The following is a 25,199-nucleotide window of genomic DNA, read 5'->3' as shown; positions in this document are numbered from 1 at the left end:
GCGCTTTCGGGCCCATCAACGTGAAATCCATCGTTACCTGTTGTTGAGCGCCTGCAGGATCGCGGCGCTTTGTGCATCGGGCTCGCCGTCGAAGCGTTGCGGGCGGAAGTGTATCTGGAAGGCGGCGATCACATGCCGCGTGGCGACGTCCAGCTCGCCGCTCTGGACCACGTTGTAGCCCAATCGGGCCAGCTGCTGCTGATACCACGAGATGCTTGGCGGGCTGACCTGGAAACGCGCCTGATTGCGCGCCACGGCTTGCGCATCGGGCCAGATGCCCAGGCCCTGCTCGGCCAGGCGCTGCCAGGGAAACATCGGCCCCGGATCGGTCTTGCGCAGCGGGGCGATATCGCTGTGGCCGATGATGTTGCGCGGGGCGATGGCGTTGCGCTGGACGATATCCTTGAGCAGCGCGATCACGGCCTGGATCTGCGCTTCGCTGTAGGGGTACCAGACACGACCGTTCGGGGTGTCCTTGTAGCCGGGGTTGACGATTTCGATGCCGATGGAGCTGGAGTTGAGCCAGGTCCGGCCATCCCACTGGCTGTCGCCGGCATGCCAGGCACGCTGGCTCTCGTCCACCAATTGGTAGACCGTGGCCGAGCGATCGCCGATCAGGTAGTGGCTACTGACTTCCCCGTGGGTCAGCAATTGCAGGGACCGCGCCTCGTCAGCCGAGGTGTAGTGCAGCACCACGAATTGCACGCGGTTGTCGTGATTTGCGGAAGGGTGACTGCGGTCGATGCTCAAACCGTTCGAGCAACCGGCCAGCACCAGCAAAGATAGGGCAACTAAGAGCAACTTCATGGGAGGGTCACATGCAGGTTGTAGGAAAAGAGCGTGAGCATAGCCTAGCTGGTAGCTCGGATTGAGGTGACGTGCATGACGCCTCGTTGCCGAATGTTGCGTACACGTTCGAGGCAGGGTCAGGGCGCCTGTTCGATCTGGTTGCGTCCAGCTTCCTTGGCACGGTACAGCGCCTGGTCGGCACGCTTGAGCACCTGACTGGCATTTTCGCCTGATTTGAACACTGCCACACCGGCAGACATCGTCACGGTGACGCGCTCCCCCTTGAAATGGAAAGGGCATTGTTCCACCGCTGCACGCAGGCGTTCGAGCAGGCGACTGCCGCCGCTCAGATCGCTGCCAGGCATCAGCAGGGCGAACTCCTCGCCACCGAAGCGGGCGATGAAATCGTCGCCGCGCAGGCCCTTGCGCAGAACGTTGGCGATGATCTTCAAGACTTTGTCGCCAGCCTGATGGCCATAGGTGTCGTTGATCGATTTGAAATGGTCCAGATCCAGAATGGCCAGCAGCAGGCCCGTGCCGGTTTGTTGCAGGCGCCCATGCTCCAGCGCCAGCCGCTCGTTCCAGGCGGCTCGGTTGGGCAAGCCGGTGAGCGGGTCGAGCAACGCCTTGTGGCGCTGCTGTTCGAGCTTGTCGCGGTAATCGAGTGCTTCGCGCTCCATGCTGGTCACTCGCTCGCCGAGACCCTGCAGACGCGCGGCGATTTCCTGCTCGCGTGCCTCGCGCTGCAGACGGTGCTGCTCCATGCTGGCCAGCAGGCCTTCGAGGCGGCTTTCAAGCACTTGCTTGAGGCCATCGATATCGGTGGCGCCGCGCATGCTGGTCTGCAGACCGTCGACGTGTTCGCGCAATACATCGTCCAGCGCCAGGGCGGCACTGCGCGACTCGACATGGTCGCCATGGGTGAGCTGCAACTGACGCTGGAAATTCTCCAGGCGTTGATTGAGCTGCTGCAGGTAGCGCTCGAATTCCTGCTGGCTGCCGTCGTTGACGGCCAGCATCAATATGGCGAGCTCATCGAGCACCGGCAACAGCTCGTACCAGTTCAGCCCACGCTGGATGCGCGCGTGCATGGCCTGGGCCTGAGCCATGTAGCGCTCGGGCAGCGTCAATTCGCTCAGCAGTTCGAGCAAGGTGGTTTCGATGTGGCTGGCCACGCTGCTATAGGGCGGTTCAAGGCTGGCGGGCAAGGCGTAGAAGGCCTGCTCGTCGGTCAAGTCGCTGTCGAGCACTTCCATCTGTCCGATGGGCTGCTCGGTGGACTGTTCGGGGGGCTCCTCGACAGGCTGCTCGGTAGGCTCGGTGACGGCAGGCGATGCGACGGCCTCTGCATCGCTGGACACAGGCTCGACAGTGTCAGTGCGGCTAGCGGGCAGGATTGGATGGGGCTCTACGGGTTGAACGCGAACGGACTCAGGCTCGGCAACGGATGACAGCTGTACTGGGGGTGCTTCTGGTGCTTCTTGTACTTCTGGCACTTCGGGCTGCGCCGTAGCTGCTGGAGGCACCGAGTCTGGCACCGGCGACGCATCCTGCATGGGCTGGAGCGAGCCTGCATCGACCGCATCGGGACTGCCGAACAGACGCTGCAGCAAGCCCGCCCGCTGCGCGCGCAACGGTCGGTCGAGGGTATTGAGTGCCCGCTCCTGCAAACCACTGAGCTCGCTGAGCAGCAGCGGCATCTCGCGTGCCTGGCCGGCGCGTTCCTCCAGGCCGTTGGCAAGCTTCTTCAAGGGTTTGCTGATGTCGCGAGGCAAGGGCAGCGATTGCAGCTGGGTGACCAACGCCCCCAGTGCGGTGCCGATCTGCTGGACACGGGACTGACGCCGCTGTTCGGACTCCAGCACTGCGGTTTCCAGGCGTGGGATCAACGCGGCCAGCTTGGCGTCCATGTCCTCGCCACGCAGTACTTCGCGCATCTCCTTCATGCACGCGTCCACCGCGCGATCGCTGCCCTCGGCGGCCAGACTGCTGCGCACCAGACCCCGACGCAGCAGGTCGAGCCGAGCGTTCCAGCGCCGCTCGAGCTTTTCCTGCTGGTCGATGCTGTGCAGGTATTTCTCTTTCCAGCGCTGGCTGTCGTCGCTCATGGCAAGGGCTGCTCGTTGACCTGCAGCTCACGCCCACCCGCGATGGGCGCGCTGCGAAAACGTCGTATCGCGGGTGTCGCCGCTTACTTGGCAGCGCGTTCCTTGGCGATCAGCTGGTCGGCGACGTTCAAGGTCTGCTCCGGACCACCGGCGGTGCCCAGGTCGAAGCGATACTTGCCGTTGACGATCATGGTCGGCACGCCGGAGATTTCGTACTTCTTGGCCAGCTCTTTGGCCTTGGCGATCTGGCCCTTGATGGCGAAGGAATTGAAGGTCTGCAGGAACTTGTCCTTGTCCACGCCCTGGGTGGCGACGAATTCGGCCATCTCCTGCGGGTCGGTCAGGCGCTTGTGTTCCTTCTGGATGGCGTTGAACACGGCGTTGTGGACCTTGTGCTCCACACCCATGGCTTCAAGGGTCAGGAACAGCTGGCCATGGGCGTCCCAAGGGCCGCCGAACATGGCAGGAATACGCACGAAGTTGACGTCGGCCGGCAGCTTCTCGACCCATGGATTGATGGTCGGTTCGAACGCGTAGCAATGCGGGCAGCCGTACCAGAACATTTCAACGACTTCGATCTTGCCAGGCTCGGCCACAGGCACCGGGGCGCTCAATTGAACGTAGGTCTTGCCGGCTTCCAGCGGCACATCCGCCGCCTGGGCGGTAACGCCCATGGCACTGGCGACAACGAGAAAGGCGCCGAAAATCAGATTACGCATGCGTGACTCCTGAGCAGTTTCATACAAGGGACGGATCGGTGTGAGCACCGGACCTGCCTGATGGAGGCGGGTAGTGTAACGGCAGTGATGTCAAAAAAGGGTAGACGGGAAGGGCGTTTGCGCTAATTTCATTGCGCAATGGATGCAACACGGCGTGAGCGAACCGCAAGGGCGGACCTGATGCTGACCCGAATCGTATGGCTTCAACGTAGCGCCTGGATATACGCTGCCAGGGCCGCGATATCGTCATCGTTCAGTTTGGCCGCAATCCGATGCATGATCGGCGCCGCAGCGTTGTCACCCTGACGGAAATCGGTCAAGCGCTTGATCAGGTAGGGTGCGTGCTGCCCGCCCAGCCGGGGAAAGCCGGCCAGCGCAGCGCCGGCGCCGTCCGGGCTGTGGCAAGCGCTGCAGGCGGGCAGCCCCAGGGCAAGGTCGCCGCCGCGATAGAGATCCTGACCACGCTGCGGCGCGGCGGCCTGGGCTTCGCCAGGGGTCGGCTTCTGGCTGGCGTACCAGCTGGCAATGTCGAGCAGATCCTGATCGCTGAAGCCGGCCAGCGTGCCGGCCATCTCCGGGACCACGCGACGGTTGTCGCGGATGTCCAGCAACTGCTGGTTCAGATAGCGCTCGCCCTGGCCGGCCAACGCTGGAAAGATCGGCACCAGGCTGTTGCCGCTGGGACCATGGCACGCCGCGCACAGGGTCGTCAGCGGCTGACCTCGGGCGCCATCGCCCATCAGCTCGGCAGCGCTCGCCGCACCGCTGGCCAGCAGGGCGCCGAGCAGGCCCATCACACGTATTGCGCTCATCGACTGATCCAACCAGGGTGAAGTTCGCAGCCTGCCGTACCCCACGGCAGGCCTGGATGCATTATGCCTGTGCGCACGCCATTGCCGGCAAAATCACCCACATATTGCCCAGCCCTATATACTTCGCTGCATCGTTCTTGCGGCCTGTGCATCGGGCCCTGCCTCTACCGGAAATCACATGCAACTCAAAAACCCCATCCTGGGCCTGTGCCAACAGGCTACCTTTTCGCTCAGCGCTGCCAAGGTCGACCAGTGCCCCGATGACGAAGGGTTCGAGGTCGCGTTTGCCGGCCGCTCCAACGCCGGCAAGTCCAGCGCCTTGAACACCCTGACCCACGCCAGCCTGGCGCGCACGTCGAAAACCCCGGGCCGCACGCAGTTGCTCAACTTCTTCAATCTGGACGAAGACCGCCGCCTGGTCGACCTGCCGGGTTACGGCTACGCCAAGGTGCCGATCCCGCTCAAGCAGCACTGGCAGCGTCACCTGGAGGCGTACCTGGGCAGCCGTGAAAGCCTCAAGGGGCTGATTCTGATGATGGACATCCGCCATCCGATGACCGACTTCGACCTGCTGATGCTGGACTGGTCGGTGGCCAGCCACATGCCCATGCACATTCTGCTGACCAAGGCCGACAAGCTGACCTATGGCGCGGCCAAGAACACGCTGCTCAAGGTTCAGGCGGAAATTCGCAAGGGCTGGGGCGATGCGGTGAGCATCCAGTTGTTCTCTGCGCCCAAGCGTCTGGGTCTGGAAGAGGCCTACACGGTGCTTGCGCGCTGGATGGAGTTGCCGGACAAGGACAGCGCCGAAGCCTGAACAGAAAAGCCAGGCAAAAAAAACCCCGGACTTCGTATGGGGAGGGGGAAGTCTGGGGCTCAAGGTCCGAACCACTGAGGGTCCGGATATCTGCCAACACTTAACACAACATAGGAGCATCGAAAGGCTTCACTAGCCAATCCCAATATCTGACTGAGGATGGCCGGCGGAGTTCCTCGGTAGATGCAAACTATTTGCACTAAGTCGTTGGTTTCATGTGAAGTTCAGGGTTTCATGATTGCTGGCATCGGGCCAGGTCTGTTCGCGGCCACTGACCGCTCCTACGAGAGACAGGTCTGTTCGCGGCCACCGACCGCTCCTACGGAAAATCGGTGTGTAGGAGCGGCCAGTGGCCGCGAAACAGCCGACACGGTGTCGAATCAGTGCGCCTCGTCCCAGTTGGAGCCCACGCCCACTTCCACCAGCAGGGGCACGTCGAGCTGCGCAGCGCCGCTCATGTGCGGACGGATCTGGGTGCCGATCTGTTCGACCAGATCTTCACGCACTTCCAGCACCAATTCATCGTGCACCTGCAGGATCACCCGCGCATCCAGCTCGCTGTCGGCCAGCCAGGTGTCCACGGCGACCATGGCGCGCTTGATGATGTCTGCCGCCGTGCCCTGCATCGGGGCGTTGATCGCGGTGCGTTCGGCGCCGCGGCGCAAGGCCGGGTTCTTGGCATTGATGTCCGGCACATACAGCCGACGGCCGAACAGGGTTTCGACGAAGCCCTGCTCGGCGGCCTGGGCGCGGGTGCGCTCCATGTACTCGAGCACGCCGGGATACTGGGCGAAATAGCGATCGATGTAGGCCTGCGATTGCTTGCGATCAACGCCGATCTGCTTGGCCAGACCGAATGCGCTCATGCCGTAGATCAGGCCGAAGTTGATCGCCTTGGCGCTGCGCCGCTGGTCGGTGGTGACCTGAGCCAGGTCCACACCGAACACTTCCGCTGCCGTGGCGCGGTGCACGTCCAGATCGTTCTGGAAGGCATACAGCAGGCCTTCGTCCTTGGCCAGGTGGGCCATGATGCGCAGTTCGATCTGGGAATAGTCGGCAGCCAGCAGACGATACCCCGGCGCGGCGATGAACGCCTGACGGATGCGGCGGCCTTCGGCGGTGCGGATCGGAATGTTCTGCAGGTTCGGATCACTGGATGACAGGCGCCCGGTGGCAGCGACCGCCTGATGGTAGGAGGTATGGATACGCCCGGTGCGCGGGTTGATCTGCTCCGGAAGACGGTCGGTGTAGGTGCTCTTGAGCTTGCTCATCGAGCGGTACTGCATCAGCACCTTGGGCAGCGGGTAATCCTGCTCGGCCAGTTCGGCAAGCACCGCTTCGGCCGTGGAAGCCTGGCCCTTGGCCGTCTTGGAGATGATCGGCAGACCGAGTTTCTCGTAAAGGATCACCCCCAGCTGCTTGGGCGAGCCCAGGTTGAACTCTTCACCGGCGATCTCGAACGCTTCGCGCTCCAGGGCGACCATCTTTTCGCCCAGCTCTACGCTCTGGATACCCAGCAGCTTGGCATCGACCAGTGCACCTTGGCGCTCGATACGCGCCAGCACCGGCACCAGCGGCATTTCGATGTCCTGCAGCACGGGCATGAGGCTGGGCACGGCGTCCAGCTTGGCTTGGAACAGCTGGTGCAGGCGCAGGGTGATGTCGGCGTCTTCGGCGGCGTACGGGCCGGCCTGTTCCAGAGCGATTTGGTCGAAGGTCAGCTGCTTGGCGCCCTTGCCAGCGATGTCGGCGAACTTGATGGTGGTGTGGTTCAGGTACTTGAAGGCCAGGCTGTCCATGTCGTGCCGCGTCGCGGTGGAATCGAGCACGTAGGATTCGAGCATGGTGTCGAAGGCCACGCCGCGAACCTCGATGCCGTTTTCCTGCACGCCGCCGATGGCACAGTTGGCCAGGATGTTCATGTCGTACTTGGCGTGCTGCCCGACCTTGAGCTTGCGCGGGTCTTCGAGCAGCGGCTTGAGCGCCAGCAGTACGGTGTCGCGGTCGAGCTGCTCGGGCACGCCCATGTAGGAATGGGTCAACGGAATGTAGGCCGCTTCGTGCGGTTCGACTGCAAAGGAAATGCCCACCAATTGCGCGCGCTGTGCGTCCAGGCCGGTGGTCTCGGTATCGAAGGCGAAAAGGCTGGCCTGTTCGAGCTTCTTTAACCAGACATCGAAACGGGCCTGATCGAGAATCGTCTCGTAGCGGACCTCGATGGCGGCCACCGGCTCCTGCACCGGGGCCAGTTCCTCACCGGCGCGCCGGGCGTCGCGCTCGACGTCTTCGATCCAGCTGCGGAATTCAAGCTCGCTGTAGATTTCCAGCAGGGCGTCGCGGTCCGGCTCGGTGCACATCAGCTGATCGACTTCGACGTCCAGCGGCACGTCGATCTTGATGGTCGCCAATTCGTACGAAAGAAAGGCCATCTCCCGGTGCTCTTCCAGCTTGGCCGGCAACGACTTGGCGCCGCGAATGGCCAGGGTCGGGACCTTGTCGAGGTTCTCGTAGAGCTCCTTGAGGCCACCGCCGATGCCGGTGAGCAGGCCTTGAGCGGTTTTCTCGCCCACACCTGGAACACCGGGAATGTTGTCCACCTTGTCGCCCATCAGGGCCAGAAAATCGATGATGTGCTCGGGGCCGACGCCGAATTTCTCTTTCACGCCTTCGATGTCCAGCACGCTGCCGGTCATGGTGTTGACCAGCGTGATGTGGCCATCGACCAGCTGCGCCATGTCCTTGTCACCGGTGGAAATGACCACCGGCCGATCCGCGGCCGCGCTGCTGCGGGCCAGGGTACCGATCACGTCGTCCGCTTCGACATTGTCCACGCACAGCAACGGGTAGCCTAGCGCGCGGACCGCCGCGTGCAAGGGTTCGACCTGCACCCGCAGGTCGTCGGGCATGCTGGGTCGGTTGGCCTTGTAGTCGACGTACAGGGCATCGCGGAAGGTCCCGCCCTTGGCGTCGAATACCACGGCGAACGGGCTGTCCGGATACTGTCGGCGCAGGCTCTTGAGCATGTTCAGCACGCCCTTCACGGCGCCCGTGGGCATGCCCTTGGAGGTGGCCAGCGGCGGCAGAGCGTGGAAAGCGCGGTACAGATAGGAGGAACCGTCCACCAGGACGAGAGGAGCTTTGCTCATGAGCAGAATCAACCTTTTCGGCGAGCTCGGCGTTAGAATGCCCCGAGCTGTGACCACAAGAACCATGTCAACAAGAACTGTGACAACAAAGGGACAAGGTTATCATGCGCAATGTAAAACGCCTGTTGCTCGCGACACTGCTGCTGAGCGGCCCGCTGATGGTCCAGGCTGCTGACGATGCGCCTTCGGCCGATCCGGACGTGACCATTCGCCAGGACGGCGACAAGACCATTCAGGAGTACCGCCAGAACGGCTTCCTGTACGCCATCAAGATCACCCCGAAGCACGGCAAGCCGTACTTTCTGGTGCGCGCCGATGGCACCGACGACAATTTCATCCGCTCCGACCAGCCGGACATGTTGATCCCGGCCTGGAAGATCTTCGAGTGGTGAGGCTGTAATTTTCAATTCAACCGGGCGCCGCCGCTGTGGCGCCAGTATGGGCAAATCTACGACATGTCTGTGTTTACACCCTTGACCCGCGCCGAGCTCGAAACCTTTCTGGCCCCTTATGGCCTTGGCCGTCTGCGGGACTTCCAGGGGATTGCCGCCGGTACCGAGAACAGCAACTTTTTCATCAGCCTGGAGCAGGGTGAATACGTACTGACTCTGGTAGAGCGCGGGCCGACTCAGGATTTGCCGTTCTTCATCGAACTGCTCGATGTGCTGCACGACGCGCAGCTGTCGGTGCCCTATGCCTTGCGCACCACCGACGGGGTCGCGCTGCGTACCCTTGCCGGCAAACCGGCCCTGCTGCAGCCGCGCCTGGACGGTCGGCATGTGCAGGCACCGAACAACCAGCACTGCGTTCAGGTAGGCGAGTTGCTGGCGCACATTCACACGGCAACCCTGGACGCACCACTGGTACGCCGAACCGACCGTGGCCTGGACTGGATGCTGGAGGAGGGCGAAAAGCTGGTCGCTGGCCTCGACGCGGCGGCTGCCGAATTGCTGCGTCCGGCCCTGGCCGAGATCCAGGCGCATCACGCGCAGATCCTGGCGCTGCCGCAGGCCAACCTGCACGGCGATCTGTTCCGTGACAACGTGATGTTCGAAGGCACGCACCTGACCGGCGTGATCGATTTCTACAATGCCTGCTCGGGGCCGATGCTCTACGACCTGGCGATCACCGTGAACGACTGGTGCTCGGACGAGCAGGGTGCGCTGGATGCGCCACGGGCGCGGGCGTTGCTGGGTGCCTATGCGGCGCTGCGGCCGTTCACCGCAGCCGAAGCGCAGCTCTGGCCACTGATGTTGCGCGTGGCCTGTGTGCGTTTCTGGCTGTCGCGCCTGATCGCGGCGCAGTCGTTTGCCGGGATGGATGTGCTGATTCACGATCCCAAGGATTTTCAGGATCGCTTGGGGTTGCGGCAAAAGGTTGGGGTGGCGTTGCCGTTTGCTTTTTAGGGCTTGATTTCGCGGGGCGGCCTTCGCGGGCAGAGCCCCGCTCCCACACGGTCCGCCGCCCGTCTCGCTGCCACATGAGCCTGCTCCCAGCGCAGGAGCGTCAGAGCTTTTCCAGGCAGCCGGCGAGGTTGTCGGCCAGGTTGGCCAGCAGGGTCTCGTAGCCCGTCGCGGTGGCCTCGTCGAAACCACCCAGGGCGTCCAGTTCGGCCAGGGTCACCGGCAGGCCGGCCGTCAAGGTCTGCGCCAGCTTGGGCCGCATCGGCGGCTCGCTGAACACGCACGTCTTGCCCACTTCCTGCAGCCGCTGGCGCATTGCGGCGACATGCTGCGCGCCCGGTTGCACTTCGGCTACCACGGCAAATACGCCCGTATGCTTGAGGCCATAGGCCTCCTCGAAATAATCGAAAGCCTCGTGGAAGACGAAATAGGGCTTGCCCTGGATACCCGCCACCCGAGCGGCCAGGCGGGTGTCCAGTGCATTCAGACGTTGCGTGAACGCCGCCAGGTTGGACTGGTAGCGGGGCGCATTGGCCGGATCGGCCGCGGACAGGTCGGCGGCCATGCGCGTGGCGATCACCCGGGCGTTGACGGTGGAAAGCCACAGGTGGGCGTCCAGTGTGCCTGGGCGATGGTCGTGATCGTGATCGTGGTCCGACGCTTCCTCGGCGTGGGAGTGGCTGTCCTCGGCGAAATGGCGCAGATGCAGCCCCGGGAGGGTCTGGATGGTCACCGTGGGCTTCTGCCGAGTCTCCAGCACGCGCGGCAGAAAGCCTTCCATGTCCGGGCCGATCCAGTACAGCAGATCGGCGTCGCCTACCCGGCGTACGTCCGATGGTCGCAGCGCATAGTGGTGCGGCGAGGCGCCGGGCGGCAGCAGCACTTCGGGCTGGCCGACGCCGTCCTGCACGGCGGCTGCGATCAGCTGCACCGGCTTGATGCTGGTCAGTACACGCACCTGGGCCTGTGCCGGCAGGGCGGTCATGCAAGCGGCGAGCAAACCGATGGAAAGAGCAAAAATACGAACCACAATGGACACTCTCGGGGGCAAGAACAGGTAACATAATAACGTCTCTATCAGAATTCGTCGCCGCTCATGTCCAAAACACCGCTGGCCAGCCGTCCCCACGACCACTCCCATTGCGTCCATCACGCACTGAGCGAGGCCGATGCCTTGTGCCTGAAACAGGGCCTGCGTCTGACTGCCTTGCGCCGTCGCGTACTGGAGCTGGTCTGGCAAAGCCACAAGCCGCTGGGCGCCTACGACATCCTTGCCGTGCTCAGCGAACAGGACGGCCGTCGCGCAGCGCCGCCCACGGTCTATCGCGCCCTGGACTTTCTGCTCGACAACAACCTGGTGCACCGCATTGCTTCGCTCAACGCCTTCATCGGCTGCAACCATCCCGAGCACGCCCACCAGGGCCAGTTCCTGATCTGCCGCACCTGCCATGTCGCCGTGGAACTGGAGCACAAGACCATCAGCGATGCCATCGTCGAGAGCGCGCAGGGTATCGGCTTCGCCGTCGAGGGGCAGACCGTGGAAGTGGTCGGCCTGTGCGCGGCCTGCCGGGGGGCGTGATGAGCGAAGCCTTGATCCGCTTGGACCAGGTGAGCGTGGAGTTCGCCGGCCAACGTGTGCTCGATAACATCCATCTGTGCGTGCAGCCTGGGGAGATCGTCACCTTGATCGGCCCCAACGGCGCCGGCAAGACCACCCTGGTGCGTGCCGTGCTCGGGCTGCTCAAGCCCGACTCGGGCAGCGTCTGGCGCAAGCCTCGGCTGCGCATCGGCTACATGCCGCAGAAGCTGCACGTGGACCCGACCCTGCCGCTGTCGGTGCTGCGTTTCCTGCGCCTGGTGCCGGGTGTGGACCGCGCGCGCGCCCTGGCGGCGCTGGAGGAAGTGGGCGCCGCCCAGACCATCGACAGCCCGATCCAGACGGTCTCCGGCGGTGAAATGCAGCGCGTGCTGCTGGCGCGGGCGCTGCTGCGCGAGCCCGAACTGCTGGTGCTCGACGAGCCGGTACAAGGCGTCGACGTGGCCGGCCAGGCCGAACTCTATGCCCTGATCACACGCCTGCGCGAGCGCCATGGCTGCGGCGTGCTGATGGTGTCCCACGACCTGCATCTGGTCATGAGCACCACCGATCAGGTGGTTTGTCTGAACCGCCACGTCTGCTGTTCCGGTCATCCTGCGCAGGTCAGCGGCGATCCGGCCTTCGTCGAGCTGTTCGGCAGCCACGCGCCGAGCCTGGCGATCTATCACCATCATCACGACCACGCCCACGACCTGCATGGCGGCGTGGTCAGTGACACTCACGTACACGGAGACAGCTGCAAGCATGGCTGATTTTTTACTGTATGCCTTGCTGGCAGGCCTTTCCCTGGCAGTGGTCGCGGGACCGCTGGGTTCGTTCGTGGTCTGGCGCCGCATGGCCTATTTCGGCGATACCTTGTCCCATGCGGCCCTGCTCGGCGTAGCCCTGGGCTTCGTGCTCGACATCAGCCCGGCGCTGGCGGTAACGGTGGGCTGCCTGCTGCTGGCGATATTGCTGGTGACGCTGCAGCAACGCCAGCCGCTGGCCTCGGACACCCTGCTGGGGATCCTGGCGCCGAGCACCCTGTCGCTGGGCCTGGTGGTACTGAGCTTCATGCATGACGTGCGCATCGACCTGATGGGGTATCTGTTCGGTGATCTGTTGGCGATCAGTGCGACCGACCTGTACTGGATCGTCGGCGGCAGCGTGGCCGTGCTGGGGCTGTTGATCGCCCTGTGGCGGCCATTGCTGGCGATCACCGTTCACGAAGAGCTGGCACGCATCGAAGGGCTGCCCGTGGCAGGTCTGCGCATGGCCTTGATGCTGTTGATCGCCGTGGTGATCGCGGTGGCGATGAAGATCGTCGGCGTATTGCTGATCACTTCATTGCTGATCATTCCCGCGGCGGCTGCTCAACGCCATGCACGCTCGCCCGAGCAGATGGCACTGGGCGCCAGCGTGCTGGGGGTGATCGCGGTGTGTGCCGGGCTGGCGCTCTCGTGGTTCAAGGACACCCCGGCCGGGCCGTCGATCGTGGTGAGTGCCGCGGTGTTGTTTCTGCTGAGTTTTGCGTTGCCCAAGCGGTAGGGTGAGTCAGGCGCGAGTCGCTATGACCTGTAGACCTCGCGCCGATTGCCCAATTGAACGACCAGAACTCGCAGCGCCCCATCCTGGATGTCACAGATCACTCGGAAATCCCCAACCCGATATCGCCACAAACCACCCAGCGGCCCCATGAGTGCCTTGCCAGTGCTCCGTGGATCATCCCGACCGCCAATGCGCTCATCCATGAAATCGAGGATGCGCCTGGCTGCCTGCTTGTCGAGTTTGCGCAACTGAGTTTTGGCCGTGTCGGTGTAATCAATCGTCCAGACCAAGGTCTTTCCTTACGTCCGCTGCCGAGTGCACACCCTCTTGACCTCTACGGACACGCTCCAGAACGTCCGCTGCCAAGTAGTAGTCCTCCAGGTCGGCCAGGCCGTTGTCGATAATTTCGCGTAGGTAATACGCTTTGGTGCGCCCGGTGCTGCTTGCCAGAAAATCGAGGCGCTGCTCGGTTTCCGGAGCCAATCGAATAGAGGTGGGCATGACAGAAACTCCCGTGTGATACGTGTATTCACTGTATCACACAAGGTTGTGTTCAAGAATGGATGCGGCATGTCACAACAAAGGGATCATGGGGAAGCGATTTTCAGCGCCCATATTTTCGCCGACACCCCCACGGTGTAGACTTGGCCGTTTTTTGGGCAAATAGAGAGTCGCAGCAATGAAGCCGTTCGCCTCCCGTTATCTGCTACTTGCCACACTTTCCCTGCTGTTGACCGCTTGCCAGACTTCGTCGCGCGACCCCGCCGCTGACGCAGGTCCTGATGCCTGGCAACAGCTGGAAACCAATATCGCCAGCAGCGAGCTGGCCACGGCTGAAGATCAGCTGATCAAGCTGCAGGCCCAGGCTCCGCAGGATCCGCGCGTCAACGAGGCGCAGCGGCAGTTGGCCGAAGCCTATCTGCAGCGCAGCCAGGTGATGCTGCAGAAGGGTGACGTCAATGCGGCGGCTACCGCGCTGGGCCGTGCTCGCGTATTGATGCCCCAGGCACCGGCCCTCATCGGTGGCGTCAATGGCGCGATCGCCCAGGCGCGCAAGGCCGAGCTGGAAAAAGCCGAAGCGGCCCTGAAAGCGGCCGAAGCGCGGCCGAAGGCCTTGGTGCTGGATCCGAACGCCAGTGTTTCAGCAGTGCCTTTGAAGATGCACAGCGCACCTCAGTTGCGCGCACAGATGCGCGACATCGCGACTGACGTCGTTCATTACCAATGTGATGTGATCATTCAGGTGGCCCAACCAGGCGAATATCGCCGGCTGGAAGCGCTGCTCAAGCAGCGCGTCAGCGAACAGTTGCCAGAAATGCAACTGAAGGTCGGTCGCCGTGTGGTGCACGGACAACCGACCCAAGTGGTGCTTATACCGCGCCGTTAAGCCGGAATGGCTTTAGCGGCAGGTTCACGATCCCACACGCGATGCTTGGCGATCGCAGCGATGAACGCCTTGATGGTGCTGTCATCGTCGCCCACCAGCAGACCGGCATCTTCCTGCAGGCGCAGCGCTTCGAGCAGCGCCTTGCCATCCTTGCTGACACCGATTGCCTTGAGGTGCTTATAGGCTTCGAGCAAGTAGTGCAAGGCCACGCCATCGGCGCTCAGTGCCTTGATCGAATCCGCGCCACCTGGCACCCACACTGCGTCGAAAGCCACCGACGGCAGACCTTCCTGGGAAGCGTCGACTGCCAATGTCTGGCCGTCGGCAGTCTTGACCGGTGCGCTGGTAGGGCCCAGAACCTTAGCGTGTGCGCCTTCGGCCTTGAGCGCCTTCTGCAGGGCAGCGACCGCTTTGCCATCCACACCGTTGGCCACCAGGATCGCCACCTTGCGGCTCTTGATATCACCCGATAGCAGGTTCATCTGGCTCAGTGCAGGCGATTCCTTCAGCGAAGAAGGCTTGACCGACACGGTGCCCTTGGTTGGCGCTGGCAGACCCAGATTGGCTGCGACACGCGAAGCCAGTTCCAGATCGATGTTGGCCAGGATTTCGTTGACCTGACGGGCACGAATGTACTCGCGCTCGACCTTGCCCAATTCGAAGCTGTAGGCCGCGATGATGTGCTCTTTCTCGGCATGGCTCATGCTGTTGAAGAACAACGTGGCTTGCGAGAAGTGGTCGGAGAACGATTCGCTGCGCTCGCGGACCTTGTGTGCGTCGACACGCTCGGGATAGGTCTCGAAGCCGCCATCGATCGGTGCCGATGGAGTTTCCTTTGGCCAGCCACCGTCGATGGAGTTCGGCTCATAGGAAGCACGGCCCTTGTCGATGCGGGTGCGATGCTGGGCGTCACGCTGACCATTGTGGTTCGGCGCGATCGGACGGTTGATCGGGATCTCGTGGAAGTTCGGCCCACCGAGGCGGCTGATCTGGGTATCGGTGTAGGAGAACAGACGGCCCTGCAGCAGCGGGTCGTTGCTGAAGTCGATTCCTGGAACGATGTGGCCCGGGCAGAAGGCAACCTGTTCGGTTTCGGCGAAGTAGTTGTCCGGGTTGCGGTCCAGGACCATGCGGCCCAGTGGAGTGACCGGGACCAGCTCTTCGGGAATGATCTTGGTCGGGTCGAGCAGGTCGAATTCGAACTTGTGCTCGTCTTCTTCCGGCACGATCTGCACGCCCAGTTCCCATTCCGGGTAGTCACCCATCTCGATGGATTCCCACAGGTCACGGCGGTGGAAATCGGTGTCCTTGCCGGCCAGTTTCTGCGCTTCGTCCCACACCAGCGAGCAGGTGCCGAACTTGGGCTTCCAGTGGAACTTGACGAACGTGCCCTTGCCTTCGCCGTTGACGAAGCGGAAGGTGTGGATGCCGAAGCCCTGCATGGTGCGCAGGCTTTTCGGGATCGCACGGTCGGACATGGTCCACAGCACCATGTGCGCCGACTCGGGCACCAGCGAGACGAAGTCCCAGAAGGTGTCGTGGGCAGAGCCGCCGGTAGGGATCTCGTTGTGCGGCTCAGGCTTCACCGCGTGGACGAAGTCGGGGAACTTGATCGCGTCCTGGATGAAGAAGATCGGCATGTTGTTGCCGACCAGGTCGAAGTTGCCTTCATCGGTGTAGAGCTTGACGGCAAAACCACGCACGTCGCGCACGGTGTCACCCGAGCCGCGTGGGCCCTGCACGGTCGAGAAGCGGACGAAGACCGGAGTCTTCTTCGACGGGTCGCGCAGGAAGCCGGCCTTGGTCAGGGCCGAATGGTCTTCGTAGGTCTCGAAGAAGCCATGGGCGGCAGTACCGCGGGCGTGGACGATACGCTCCGGGATGCGTTCGTGGTCGAAGTGCGTGATCTTCTCACGCATGATGAAGTCTTCGAGCAAGGACGGGCCGCGTGCGCCGGCCTTGAGGGTGTTCTGGTTATCGCTGATCTTCACGCCATGGTTGGTGCGCAGGGCTTGTCCGGTGCCATCGGCACGGAACTGCTCGAGCGATTCCAGTTTGGCGTTGGTGTTCTGACGATCCAGGGTGTCGGTGCCAGCCGCTTCGCTCTTGCCGGCAGGGGGGGTCTTGTTGCTCATCGGGCCTTAACTCCTTGGTTCACGGCAGTCCGTGGACGGACTTTGATAAGTACCCTCACCTGATCACGGCAGGTATGGGTCAGGAATACTCAGCAAGTGACCTGACAAATTGCAGGGGCGTTCCTTTTTTTTCACGAACGGTCGCCAAGCCGACCTTTAGTCGCGTTATTGCCAAATCGCAGGTTGCGGCGAAAATAAATGCTAAATACGACTGGACGCCTGGGCTAAAATGCGCGCCCGGCTATCAGCTGCTACCCCATTCATGCGCCCCACAAGGTTCGCTACGTGATCGAGTTCCAAGATGTCCACAAGACCTACCGCGTGGCCGGTAGGGAAATTCCCGCGCTGCATCCCACCCGATTCACGGTGCCGGCAGGCCAGGTGTTCGGCCTCATCGGCCACTCCGGCGCGGGCAAAAGCACACTGCTGCGCCTGATCAACCGCCTGGAAAACCCCAGCGGTGGCACGATCATCGTCGACGGTGAAGACGTCACCGCGCTCGATGCCGACGGCCTGCGGGGTTTTCGGCAACAGGTCGGCATGATTTTCCAGCATTTCAACCTGCTGGCCTCCAAGACCGTCGCCGATAACGTGGCGATGCCGCTGAACCTGGCCGGGCGCCTGTCGCGCAAGGAAATCGACCAGCGCGTGGCCCAGTTGCTCGAGCGCGTCGGCTTGTCCGACCATGCGCGCAAGTACCCGGCACAGCTGTCCGGTGGTCAGAAGCAGCGTGTCGGCATCGCCCGCGCGCTGTCGACCAACCCCAAGATCCTGCTCTGCGACGAGGCCACCAGCGCCCTGGATCCGCAGACCACGGCTTCGGTCCTGCAACTGCTGGCCGAGATCAACCGCGAACTGCAACTGACCATCGTGCTCATCACCCATGAAATGGACGTGATCCGTCGGGTCTGCGATCAGGTTGCGGTGATGGACGCCGGACGCATCGTCGAACAAGGCCCTGTGGCCGACGTATTCCTGCACCCACAGCATCCGACCACCCGTCGTTTCGTTCAGGAAGACGAGCAGGTCGACGAGAACGAGCAGCGCAGCGACTTCGCCCATGTGGCGGGCCGCATCGTGCGCCTGACCTTCCAGGGCGAGGCCACCTACGCGCCGCTGCTGGGCACCGTGGCGCGCGAGACCGGCGTCGACTACAGCATCCTGGCCGGCCGCATCGACCGCATCAAGGACACCCCCTATGGCCAGTTGACCCTGGCAATCACCGGCGGCGACATGGACGCGGCATTCGCCCGCTTCACCGCTGCCGACGTTCACATGGAGGTGCTGCGCTGATGGACCTGATCAACTTCTTCGCCAGCGTCGACTGGAGCGAAATCTGGCAGGCCACTCTCGACACGCTGGTAATGCTCGGTGCGTCGCTGCTGTTCACCATCCTGCTGGGCCTGCCGCTGGGTGTTTTGCTGTTCCTCACCAGCCCACGGCAGATGTTCGAAAAGCCCAGGCTCTATGCGGTGCTGTCGTTCATCGTCAACGTGGTCCGCTCGCTGCCGTTCATCATCCTGATCATTCTGCTCATCCCCACCACCGTGGTGCTGGTGGGGACGTCGCTGGGCGTGGCCGGAGCGATTCCGCCGTTAGTCATCGGCACCGTGCCGTTCTTCGCGCGGCTGGTGGAAACCGCCCTGCGCGAAGTCGACCGCGGCATCATCGAGGCAACCCAGGCCATGGGCGCCACGACGCGGCAGATCATCACCCGGGCGCTGGTGCCCGAGGCCCTGCCGGGGATCATCGCGGCCATCACCGTGACGACCATCACGCTGGTGTCGTACACCGCCATGGCTGGCGTAGTCGGCGCCGGGGGGCTGGGTGACCTGGCGATTCGCTACGGCTACCAGCGTTTTCAGGACAACGTGATGTACGTCACGGTGATCATACTGATTCTGATGGTCCAACTGCTGCAGATGCTGGGCGACCGCCTGGTCGTGCATTTCTCTCGCAAATAATCGTAGGTCTGGCCCACGGGCCGAAAAGGAAATCGAAGATGAAAAGACTACTGGCCGCCATGGCCGCCGTCGCTGCACTGTCCGCCCAGGCCAACGAAAGCCTGAACGTGGCGGCCACCGCCGTGCCCCATGCCGAGATTCTGGAATTCGTGAAGCCGCAACTGGCCGAGCAGGGCGTGGACCTCAACATCAAGGTGTTCACCGACTACATCCAGCCCAACGTCCAGGTCGCGCAGAAGAACATGGACGCCAATTTCTTCCAGCACCAGCCGTATCTGGATGAGTTCAACAAGGGCAAGGGTACCGATCTGGTCGCCGTGACCGGCGTTCACCTGGAGCCCCTGGGCGCCTATTCGAGCAAGATCAAGCAGCTCGACGAGCTGGGTAACGGCGCCAACGTGGTGGTGCCCAACGACGCCACCAACGGCGGTCGTGCCCTGTTGCTGCTGCAGAAATACGGCCTGATTCGCCTCAAGGACCAGAGCAACATCCTGGCCACCACCAAGGACATCGTCGAGAACCCCAAGGGCTTGAAGATCCGTGAGCTGGAAGCGGCGACCATCCCGCGCGTACTGACGCAGGTCGACCTGGCGCTGATCAACACCAACTACGCTCTGGAAGCCAAGCTGGATCCGTCCAAGGATGCGCTGTTCATCGAAGGCAACGACTCTCCATACGTGAACATTCTGGTGGCGCGCCCGGACAACAAGGACTCGCCGGCCATGCAGAAACTGGCCGCCGCGCTGCACAGCCCCGAGCTCAAGCAGTTCATCACCGAGAAATACAAGGGCGCGGTGCTTCCCGCTTTTTAAGCCCGTGACAGGTCGAGTGTAAGCTCGACCTACATCTCTCAATCGCCCGCGACCAGCCCCGGAAGCTGGGCGATCATCTTCGCATTGTCGATCGGCCCGCGAATGAACCCCCGCTGGCGCCCATCCGGCCCGATCAACGCCAGATTGGCGCTGTGCTCCACCAGGTAATTGGGCTTGCGCGTGTCGGCGGGGATGAACGGAATGCTGATGGCGCTGGCCAGCGTCTGCAGGGTTTCGACCGGCGCGACCCACCCTTCGAAGCCTGCCTTGAAATAACCCAGGTACTGCTTGAGGCGCTCGGGGGTGTCGCGGTGCGGGTCGACACTGATCAGCACCACCTGCAAGCGCTCGCGCGTGGCGTTGGGCAGCTGTTGCTGCACGTCGCGCAGGTTGGCCAGGGTGGTCGGGCAGATATCCGGGCAGAACGTGTAGCCGAAGAACAGCAGCGACCACTTGCCCCTGAGCTGGTCGACGTGGACGGCCGCGCCGTCCTGGTCGGTCATCTGCAGCGCAGGCATCGCGCGACTCTGGGCCAACAGGATGATCCCTGCATCGACCAGTGCGGCGCGGTTGGGTTGGCTCTGCCGGGTGAGCAGGTGGTGAACGCTCAATCCGATCAGCAAGGCAAGGGCACCGGCAACGATGAAGACGATTTTCTGCGCTTTTGTCATGAGTCTGGGGTCAATGCACGTAAGAGGGGCGACGTTATCAGGCGAGCCATGAGGAGGGTAGTGGTTCGCGTCGTTATGAAATGTGTCCCGACTATGACAAATGCGTCTTAGCCTTCCCGATGGGCCAGCTATCGTTCCCACTTCACTTTCGTGACACCCGCCTGGAGCCTTCATGAACACCGCCGCATTGCGCGAGCAGATCCAACGTGCCACCGAACACGAGGCCGCTTCCGGCCAGCTGCAGCAACGCCTGGAAAAACAGCTGCCGCAGCTGCATCCGTCCATCGACATCGCTGAAGGCAACGATACCGCCCTGTGGCGCTTCGTCAGCGCCTACATCGATGAAGTCCCGCAACTGCTCGACGCCGCCAGCGAAGTGGCGATCAAGGCAGGTATCCAATCACAGATCGGACCGGTGCTGAAGATCGCCGAAGAATACTTCCTGCAACCGCCTGGCATTCTCGCGGACCATCCAGGGATGGATGGCCTGCTCGATGAAGCCTACCTGGCTCATCGTCTGGTAGAGGAAATCAACGATCTGTACATCCGTCACCTCGGCCAGCCGCTGATACCGCTGGACATGACCGTGGCCAACCTGATCGCCCACCAGTTGATCGGTGAAACCTTCGCCAACGAGTTGGACGAGGTCGTGCACCATTCGGTGGACCAGATGCTGTGCGATGAAAGCTTCGAGCTGCCGTCGGTGCAAGCCTACCGCGACAAGCTGGTCAGCCCCGAGACCGGGGCAGCATGGAAACAGTGGCCGTGCATGTCACGGCGCCTGGGGATCGGCCTGGACTTGAATGCAACCTCGCAGGCTGCGACAGGACCTGGCGAGCACTAGTCGCCAAGGCCTGCAAAGCGCTTCCCGATTGCCGGATCAGCTGCCGAAGCCTGCGCTGGTCCGCAGCTGACCTTCGATGCGCCGCTTGAGGCCGCGGCTTTCGATGATCATCCGCGAGCCCTTGCTTTGATTCGCGCGGCCCCAGTCTTCCAGCAGTTCCAGGCAGGAGTGGTCGATGTAGGTCAGGCCGGCAAGCGGCACATGGACGGTCGTGCCTTCCGGAATGCTGGCCAATGCCTTGGTCAGCGCCGGGACCTTGAGAAAGGTTGCCGAGCCCACCATGCGCAGCTCCACCTCACCAGGGGCCTGGTCGACCAGGGTGATCTTCAGGCGCGCCGCCTTGAAGGCCAGCTTCAGCAGGGTCAGGGCGAAGCCCAACAGCACACCGGTCAGCAGGTCGGTGAAGACGATCGCCAGTGCCGTGGCCGCGTAGGTGAACATCGGCATGCGACCGTAGCGACCCAGGCCCTTGAAGGCTTTGAAGTCGACCAGCTTGACGCCGGTGAAGACCAGTACGCCCGCGAGGCTGGCCACCGGGATGCTCTGCAACAGGCTGGACAGCAGGACGACGAAACCAAGCAGCCAGACACCGTGCAGGATCGCCGACAGACGGGTCTGTGCACCGGCCTGGACGTTGGCCGAGCTGCGTACGATCACACCGGTCATCGGCAGCGCACCGAGGATGCCGCACAGCATGTTGCCCACACCTTGCGCCGACAGTTCGCGATCGAAATCCGAACGCTGGCCATTGTGCATGCGATCCACCGCCGCCGCTGACAGCAACGTCTCGGCACTGGCAATGAAGGCCACGGCAATGGCGGCGATCAACAGGGCCGGATCGGCCAGGTTGAGCAGGTCGGCGGGGCGCAGCCAGTCGATGGCTTCAGCCAGGTTCGCCGGCACTTCGACACGCTTGACCGGCATGGCGAAGAACAGGCTCAGCCCGGTGGCCAGCCCCACGCCCAGCAGCGCGCCGGGAACGAAGCGCAACTTTTGCGGGCGCAGCTTTTCCCAGGCGTACATGACGGCGATGGTCAGCAGGCCCAACAACCCGGCTTGCCAGCCCAACCCGCCACCGATGCTGGGAATGGCCTGGCCGACGACCGCAGGGAATTCGATCAGGTTGCTCAGACCCGAGGGCTGCGGCGCCCGGTCGAGCATGACGTGGACCTGGGACAGAACGATCAGCACGCCGATACCGGCCAGCATGCCGTAGACCACCGCCGGCGCCGTGACGCGGAACCAGCAACCGAGCTTGAAACGCCCGGCCAACAGTTGCAGCAGACCAGCCAGCAGCAGGATGGGGCCGAGCATGGCCATGCCGTGCTGACGAACCAGTTCGAAGACCAGCACGGCCAGGCCGGCGGCCGGACCACTGACCTGCAATGGCGAGCCGGCCAGGAAGCCGACCACGATACCGCCGATGATGCCGGTGATCAGGCCTTTGGAGGGCGGCATTCCCGAGGCGATGGCAATACCCATGCACAACGGCAGCGCGACCAGAAATACCACGACCGAGGCGAGCAACTCGCGCGGTAGCACCGCTTTCATGTGTGCAATATTCACGTTCAATCTCCTGCAAGCATTCAAGCGAGCCGGGCCACTCTTTTCGACAGGCAGCAGCGTGCCTGCCCAATCCCCTGTAGCCCAACCGGCGCGGCGGTTACAGGTGGATTCGGCAAGCAATCGTTGAGGTGTGCTGTCGACAGATGATGGCCAGGCAGGCCCTGTCAAACGGACGCCACGGCGACCTAGAAGCGGCCCTTGGGCGTGGCGCTAGGCGTCGTGGTCGTTCTGTCGAGCGGACGGAAGCAGTCCTGCTCGGCGTCGTAGGCCTTGATTTCGCTCGTTTCGATGTTGTAGATCCAGCCATGGATGAACAACTGGCCGCTGGCCATACGCGACGCCACCGATGGGTGGGTGCGCAGGTGTTGCAACTGGGAGATGACGTTTTCTTCGGTCAGCACTTTCATGCTTTCGGCTTCGTTGGCGCAGTTGCAGTTGTCTTCGACCACAGTGCGGGCCACTTCCGAGTGGCGCAGCCAGGCCTTGACGGTTGGCATCTTTTCCAGCGAAGCGGGGTTGAGTACGGCCCGCATGGCGCCGCAGTCGGAGTGGCCGCAGACGATGACGTGCTGCACGCCCAAGGCCAGGATGGCGTATTCCAGAGCGGTGGAAACGCCGCCGTTCATCTGGCCATAAGGCGGCACGACGTTGCCGACGTTACGGGTCACGAACAGGTCTCCGGGAGAGCTTTGGGTGATGAGTTCGGGAACGATGCGCGAGTCGGCGCAGGTGATGAACATGGCCCGCGGTGCTTGCGCGGTGGCAAGCTTCTTGAACAACTCTTGTTGCTGGGGGAAGACGTCATGATGGAAATGCAGGAAGCCGTCGACGATCTGTTTCAGGGAGGCTTCAGCCGTATCGGCATGGCTCGGTGTAGGATCCTTGTCGCTCATGATTCATCCTCTTGCTGGATTTGAGATGGTTCCCAGTTTACCGGGTAAAAATTCCCACAGCTCACGGCTGGACGAGACGATTTACATAGGATTATGACTTGTGAGTCATTTGTCACTAACGTTACCGGTGAAAACTTAACTGAACCTGAATCGAGCGCTCTATTGTGCGGGGATGGGGATTGTCGAGACGATGGACGGCGTCCCTGTAACAGCGGCGCGAGTGGCGTCCGGCTTCACCGCGTTCTCCCAAATGCACCGCTTAAACCGCCGACGCGGCTTGCGCCGCGGCTACATAAGATTCAAGTCGTCTGCATGGCGGCAGCAGAACTGTGGGAGCGGGCTCTGCCCGCGAAGCAGCCGCCACGGTCTGCCTGAGCCACCGCGTGCTTCGTTTCGCGGGCAGAGACCCGCTCACACAGGGTCGATACGTGGCTTAGCGCACCAGGCAGGGGCGCTTGTTGTCGAATTGCCAACTCGAGATAAGGTTCAAGTTCTGCATAGCGGCAGCAGAACTGTGGGAGCGGGCTCTGCCCGCGAAGCAGCCGCCACGGTCTGCCTGAGCCACCGCATGCTCCGTTTCGCGGGCAGAGACCCGCTCCCACAGGGGCGATACGTGGCTTAGCGCACCAGGCAGGGGCGCTTGTTATCGAATTTCCAGTCTGAAATCAGGTATTGCATGGCAATGCCGTCATCCCGCGCGCCCAGGCCCTTGGTCTTGTACAGCTCGTGGGCCTTGGCCACTTCGTCCATGTCGATGTCCACGCCCAGGCCCGGCTTGGCGGGCACTTTGACGAAGCCATCGATGATCTGCAATGGCTCCTTGGTCAGGCGCTGGCCGTCCTGCCAGATCCAGTGCGTGTCGATCGCGGTGATCTCGCCCGGTGCCGCAGCGGCCACCTGGGTGAACATCGCCAGCGAAATATCGAAATGGTTGTTGGAGTGCGAGCCCCAGGTCAGCCCCCAGTCGTTGCACATCTGCGCCACCCGCACCGACCCCTGCATGGTCCAGAAATGCGGGTCGGCCAGCGGGATGTCTACCGACTGCAATTGAATGGCGTGACCCATCTCGCGCCAGTCAGTGGCAATCATGTTGGTGGCGGTGGGCAGGCCCGTGGCACGGCGGAATTCGGCCATGACTTCACGTCCCGAATAGCCGTTTTCCGCACCACAGGGGTCTTCGGCGTAGGCCAGCACATGGTGCTGATCACGGCACAGGGTGATCGCTTCTTTCAGTGACCAGGCACCGTTGGGGTCCAGGGTGATGCGCGCGTCGGGGAAGCGCTCGGCCAGCGCCGTCACCGCCTCGATTTCCTCGGCACCGCGCAGCACGCCGCCCTTGAGCTTGAAGTCGTTGAAGCCGTACTTGGCCTTGGCCGCTTCGGCCAACCGCACCACCGCCTCGGGGGTCATTGCCTTTTCATGACGCAGGCGGCTCCAGTCATCAGCGGCGTCCGGCTCGCTGCGGTAGGCCAGGTCGGTCTGGCCACGATCGCCCACATAGAACAGGTAGCCGAGCATCTTCACCGCATCGCGCTGTTGGCCTTCACCGAGCAGCGCTGCCACCGGCACCTCCAGAAACTGCCCGAGCAGGTCGAGCAGGGCGGCCTCCATGGCCGTCACGGCATGGATGGTGATGCGCAGGTCGAACGTCTGCAGACCACGGCCCGCACTGTCGCGAGCCGCAAAGGTGGTGCGCATGCGGTTGAGGATCTGCTGGTACTGGCCGATGGGCTGCCCCACCACCAGGCTGCGGGCGTCTTCCAGGGTCTCGCGAATGCGCTCGCCCCCGGGCACCTCGCCAACCCCGGTGTTGCCGGCGCTGTCCTTGAGAATCACGATGTTGCGGGTGAAGAACGGGCCGTGGGCACCGCTGAGGTTGAGCAGCATGCTGTCGTGCCCGGCAACCGGAATGACTTGCAGGCTGGTGACGATGGGGGCGTTGTGCGTGGTCATGTGGTTTTCCTTGTCATTGAATCCACGCCAGGCGCCGCAGGGGCCTGGCGAAAACG

24 protein-coding genes are annotated in these 25,199 nt (G+C 62.8%); 11 read left to right on the top strand and 13 right to left on the bottom strand.

Annotation, left to right across the window (positions count from 1 at the left end; all coding sequences use genetic code 11):
* Window positions 1-33 precede the first annotated feature (33 nt).
* The 4 genes from ASF66_RS18585 to ASF66_RS18570 all read right to left on the bottom strand — a co-directional run bounded on the left by ASF66_RS18585 (window position 34) and on the right by ASF66_RS18570 (window position 4,428).
* The gene (locus tag ASF66_RS18585) at window positions 34-807 is read right to left on the bottom strand and encodes an N-acetylmuramoyl-L-alanine amidase (protein WP_056844895.1); all 774 of its coding nucleotides are present in this window, start codon (window positions 805-807) and stop codon (window positions 34-36) included.
* 119 nt (window positions 808-926) lie between these two features.
* Window positions 927-2,897: a diguanylate cyclase gene (locus ASF66_RS18580; protein WP_056844894.1), complete on the bottom strand. Its 1,971-nt coding sequence runs from the start codon at window positions 2,895-2,897 to the stop codon at window positions 927-929.
* Between the two features lie 83 nt (window positions 2,898-2,980).
* Window positions 2,981-3,616: a thiol:disulfide interchange protein DsbA/DsbL gene (locus ASF66_RS18575; RefSeq protein WP_056844893.1), complete on the bottom strand. Its 636-nt coding sequence runs from the start codon at window positions 3,614-3,616 to the stop codon at window positions 2,981-2,983.
* Window positions 3,617-3,819: 203 nt separating this feature from the next.
* Window positions 3,820-4,428 carry a c-type cytochrome gene (locus ASF66_RS18570; protein WP_056844892.1) on the bottom strand — a complete coding sequence of 203 codons (609 nt, stop codon included), beginning with the start codon at window positions 4,426-4,428 and terminating at the stop codon, window positions 3,820-3,822.
* Between the two features lie 178 nt (window positions 4,429-4,606).
* Between ASF66_RS18570 and yihA the strand changes: the two genes are divergently transcribed.
* On the top strand, window positions 4,607-5,245 hold the full coding sequence (gene yihA, locus ASF66_RS18565; RefSeq protein WP_049860517.1) for a ribosome biogenesis GTP-binding protein YihA/YsxC: 639 nt from the start codon (window positions 4,607-4,609) through the stop codon (window positions 5,243-5,245).
* A gap of 380 nt (window positions 5,246-5,625) precedes the next feature.
* Here the strand turns inward: yihA and polA are convergent, their stop codons facing one another.
* On the bottom strand, window positions 5,626-8,391 hold the full coding sequence (gene polA, locus ASF66_RS18560; RefSeq protein WP_056844891.1) for a DNA polymerase I: 2,766 nt from the start codon (window positions 8,389-8,391) through the stop codon (window positions 5,626-5,628).
* A gap of 104 nt (window positions 8,392-8,495) precedes the next feature.
* Between polA and ASF66_RS18555 the strand changes: the two genes are divergently transcribed.
* On the top strand, window positions 8,496-8,783 hold the full coding sequence (locus tag ASF66_RS18555) for a DUF2782 domain-containing protein (RefSeq protein ID WP_049860515.1): 288 nt from the start codon (window positions 8,496-8,498) through the stop codon (window positions 8,781-8,783).
* Window positions 8,784-8,846: 63 nt separating this feature from the next.
* The gene (locus ASF66_RS18550; protein WP_049860555.1) at window positions 8,847-9,797 is read left to right on the top strand and encodes a homoserine kinase; all 951 of its coding nucleotides are present in this window, start codon (window positions 8,847-8,849) and stop codon (window positions 9,795-9,797) included.
* A gap of 100 nt (window positions 9,798-9,897) precedes the next feature.
* Here the strand turns inward: ASF66_RS18550 and ASF66_RS18545 are convergent, their stop codons facing one another.
* Window positions 9,898-10,779: a zinc ABC transporter substrate-binding protein gene (locus tag ASF66_RS18545; RefSeq protein ID WP_236707123.1), complete on the bottom strand. Its 882-nt coding sequence runs from the start codon at window positions 10,777-10,779 to the stop codon at window positions 9,898-9,900.
* A gap of 111 nt (window positions 10,780-10,890) precedes the next feature.
* Between ASF66_RS18545 and zur the strand changes: the two genes are divergently transcribed.
* From zur to znuB, 3 genes are read left to right on the top strand one after another with little or no spacing between them, the layout of a single operon-like run.
* A complete protein-coding gene (gene zur / locus ASF66_RS18540) occupies window positions 10,891-11,373 on the top strand; it encodes a zinc uptake transcriptional repressor Zur (RefSeq protein WP_049860514.1) in 483 nt (160 codons plus the stop codon).
* Window positions 11,373-12,143 carry a zinc ABC transporter ATP-binding protein ZnuC gene (znuC, locus tag ASF66_RS18535; RefSeq protein WP_049860553.1) on the top strand — a complete coding sequence of 257 codons (771 nt, stop codon included), beginning with the start codon at window positions 11,373-11,375 and terminating at the stop codon, window positions 12,141-12,143. Before zur ends, znuC begins: the two co-directional genes overlap by 1 nt.
* Window positions 12,136-12,918 (top strand): zinc ABC transporter permease subunit ZnuB, encoded by a 783-nt coding sequence (znuB, locus tag ASF66_RS18530; protein ID WP_049860513.1) that lies wholly within the window; start codon window positions 12,136-12,138, stop codon window positions 12,916-12,918. Before znuC ends, znuB begins: the two co-directional genes overlap by 8 nt.
* Window positions 12,919-12,938: 20 nt before the next feature.
* Here znuB and ASF66_RS18525 read toward each other — a convergent pair whose 3' ends face one another.
* A complete protein-coding gene (locus tag ASF66_RS18525) occupies window positions 12,939-13,208 on the bottom strand; it encodes a type II toxin-antitoxin system RelE family toxin (protein ID WP_056844889.1) in 270 nt (89 codons plus the stop codon).
* Window positions 13,192-13,419: a type II toxin-antitoxin system RelB family antitoxin gene (gene relB / locus ASF66_RS18520; protein ID WP_056844888.1), complete on the bottom strand. Its 228-nt coding sequence runs from the start codon at window positions 13,417-13,419 to the stop codon at window positions 13,192-13,194. Before relB ends, ASF66_RS18525 begins: the two co-directional genes overlap by 17 nt.
* Window positions 13,420-13,597: 178 nt before the next feature.
* On the opposite strand from relB, the gene ASF66_RS18515 reads away from it, so the two are divergent.
* A complete protein-coding gene (locus ASF66_RS18515) occupies window positions 13,598-14,305 on the top strand; it encodes a PA5502 family lipoprotein (protein ID WP_056844887.1) in 708 nt (235 codons plus the stop codon).
* Here ASF66_RS18515 and katE read toward each other — a convergent pair.
* On the bottom strand, window positions 14,302-16,440 hold the full coding sequence (gene katE / locus ASF66_RS18510; protein ID WP_056844886.1) for a catalase HPII: 2,139 nt from the start codon (window positions 16,438-16,440) through the stop codon (window positions 14,302-14,304). The two genes, ASF66_RS18515 and katE, sit on opposite strands and share 4 nt — an antisense overlap.
* 285 nt (window positions 16,441-16,725) lie before the next feature.
* Here katE and ASF66_RS18505 point away from each other — a divergent pair, with 285 nt between their 5' ends.
* The 3 genes from ASF66_RS18505 to ASF66_RS18495 are packed head-to-tail and all read left to right on the top strand — an operon-like array spanning window position 16,726 to window position 19,216.
* Window positions 16,726-17,733: a methionine ABC transporter ATP-binding protein gene (locus tag ASF66_RS18505; RefSeq protein WP_056844885.1), complete on the top strand. Its 1,008-nt coding sequence runs from the start codon at window positions 16,726-16,728 to the stop codon at window positions 17,731-17,733.
* Window positions 17,733-18,404: a methionine ABC transporter permease gene (locus tag ASF66_RS18500; RefSeq protein WP_049860507.1), complete on the top strand. Its 672-nt coding sequence runs from the start codon at window positions 17,733-17,735 to the stop codon at window positions 18,402-18,404. The genes ASF66_RS18505 and ASF66_RS18500 overlap by 1 nt, the downstream gene beginning before the upstream one ends.
* 38 nt (window positions 18,405-18,442) lie before the next feature.
* Entirely contained in the window at window positions 18,443-19,216 is a 774-nt protein-coding gene (locus ASF66_RS18495; RefSeq protein WP_056844884.1) for a MetQ/NlpA family ABC transporter substrate-binding protein, read from the top strand.
* Between the two features lie 38 nt (window positions 19,217-19,254).
* On the opposite strand, the gene ASF66_RS18490 is transcribed toward ASF66_RS18495, so the two are convergent.
* The gene (locus tag ASF66_RS18490; protein WP_056844883.1) at window positions 19,255-19,887 is read right to left on the bottom strand and encodes an SCO family protein; all 633 of its coding nucleotides are present in this window, start codon (window positions 19,885-19,887) and stop codon (window positions 19,255-19,257) included.
* A 172-nt stretch (window positions 19,888-20,059) separates the two neighbouring features.
* Here ASF66_RS18490 and ASF66_RS18485 point away from each other — a divergent pair, with 172 nt between their 5' ends.
* On the top strand, window positions 20,060-20,731 hold the full coding sequence (locus ASF66_RS18485) for a hypothetical protein (RefSeq protein WP_056844882.1): 672 nt from the start codon (window positions 20,060-20,062) through the stop codon (window positions 20,729-20,731).
* Between the two features lie 36 nt (window positions 20,732-20,767).
* Here ASF66_RS18485 and ASF66_RS18480 read toward each other — a convergent pair whose 3' ends face one another.
* From ASF66_RS18480 to gudD, 3 genes are all read right to left on the bottom strand, one after another.
* Window positions 20,768-22,282 (bottom strand): SulP family inorganic anion transporter, encoded by a 1,515-nt coding sequence (locus tag ASF66_RS18480; protein ID WP_056844881.1) that lies wholly within the window; start codon window positions 22,280-22,282, stop codon window positions 20,768-20,770.
* 200 nt (window positions 22,283-22,482) lie between these two features.
* A complete protein-coding gene (locus ASF66_RS18475) occupies window positions 22,483-23,190 on the bottom strand; it encodes a carbonic anhydrase (protein ID WP_049860502.1) in 708 nt (235 codons plus the stop codon).
* A 618-nt stretch (window positions 23,191-23,808) separates the two neighbouring features.
* A complete protein-coding gene (gudD, locus tag ASF66_RS18470; RefSeq protein WP_056844880.1) occupies window positions 23,809-25,143 on the bottom strand; it encodes a glucarate dehydratase in 1,335 nt (444 codons plus the stop codon).
* Window positions 25,144-25,199 lie beyond the last annotated feature (56 nt).

Origin of the sequence: Pseudomonas sp. Leaf129, assembly GCF_001423465.1 — a bacterium.
In the GTDB taxonomy this organism is placed as follows: Bacteria; Pseudomonadota; Gammaproteobacteria; order Pseudomonadales; family Pseudomonadaceae; genus Aquipseudomonas; species Aquipseudomonas coleopterorum.
Note: the sequence above shows the minus strand (reverse complement) of the source record. Positions and strands in the feature narration are given on the sequence as shown.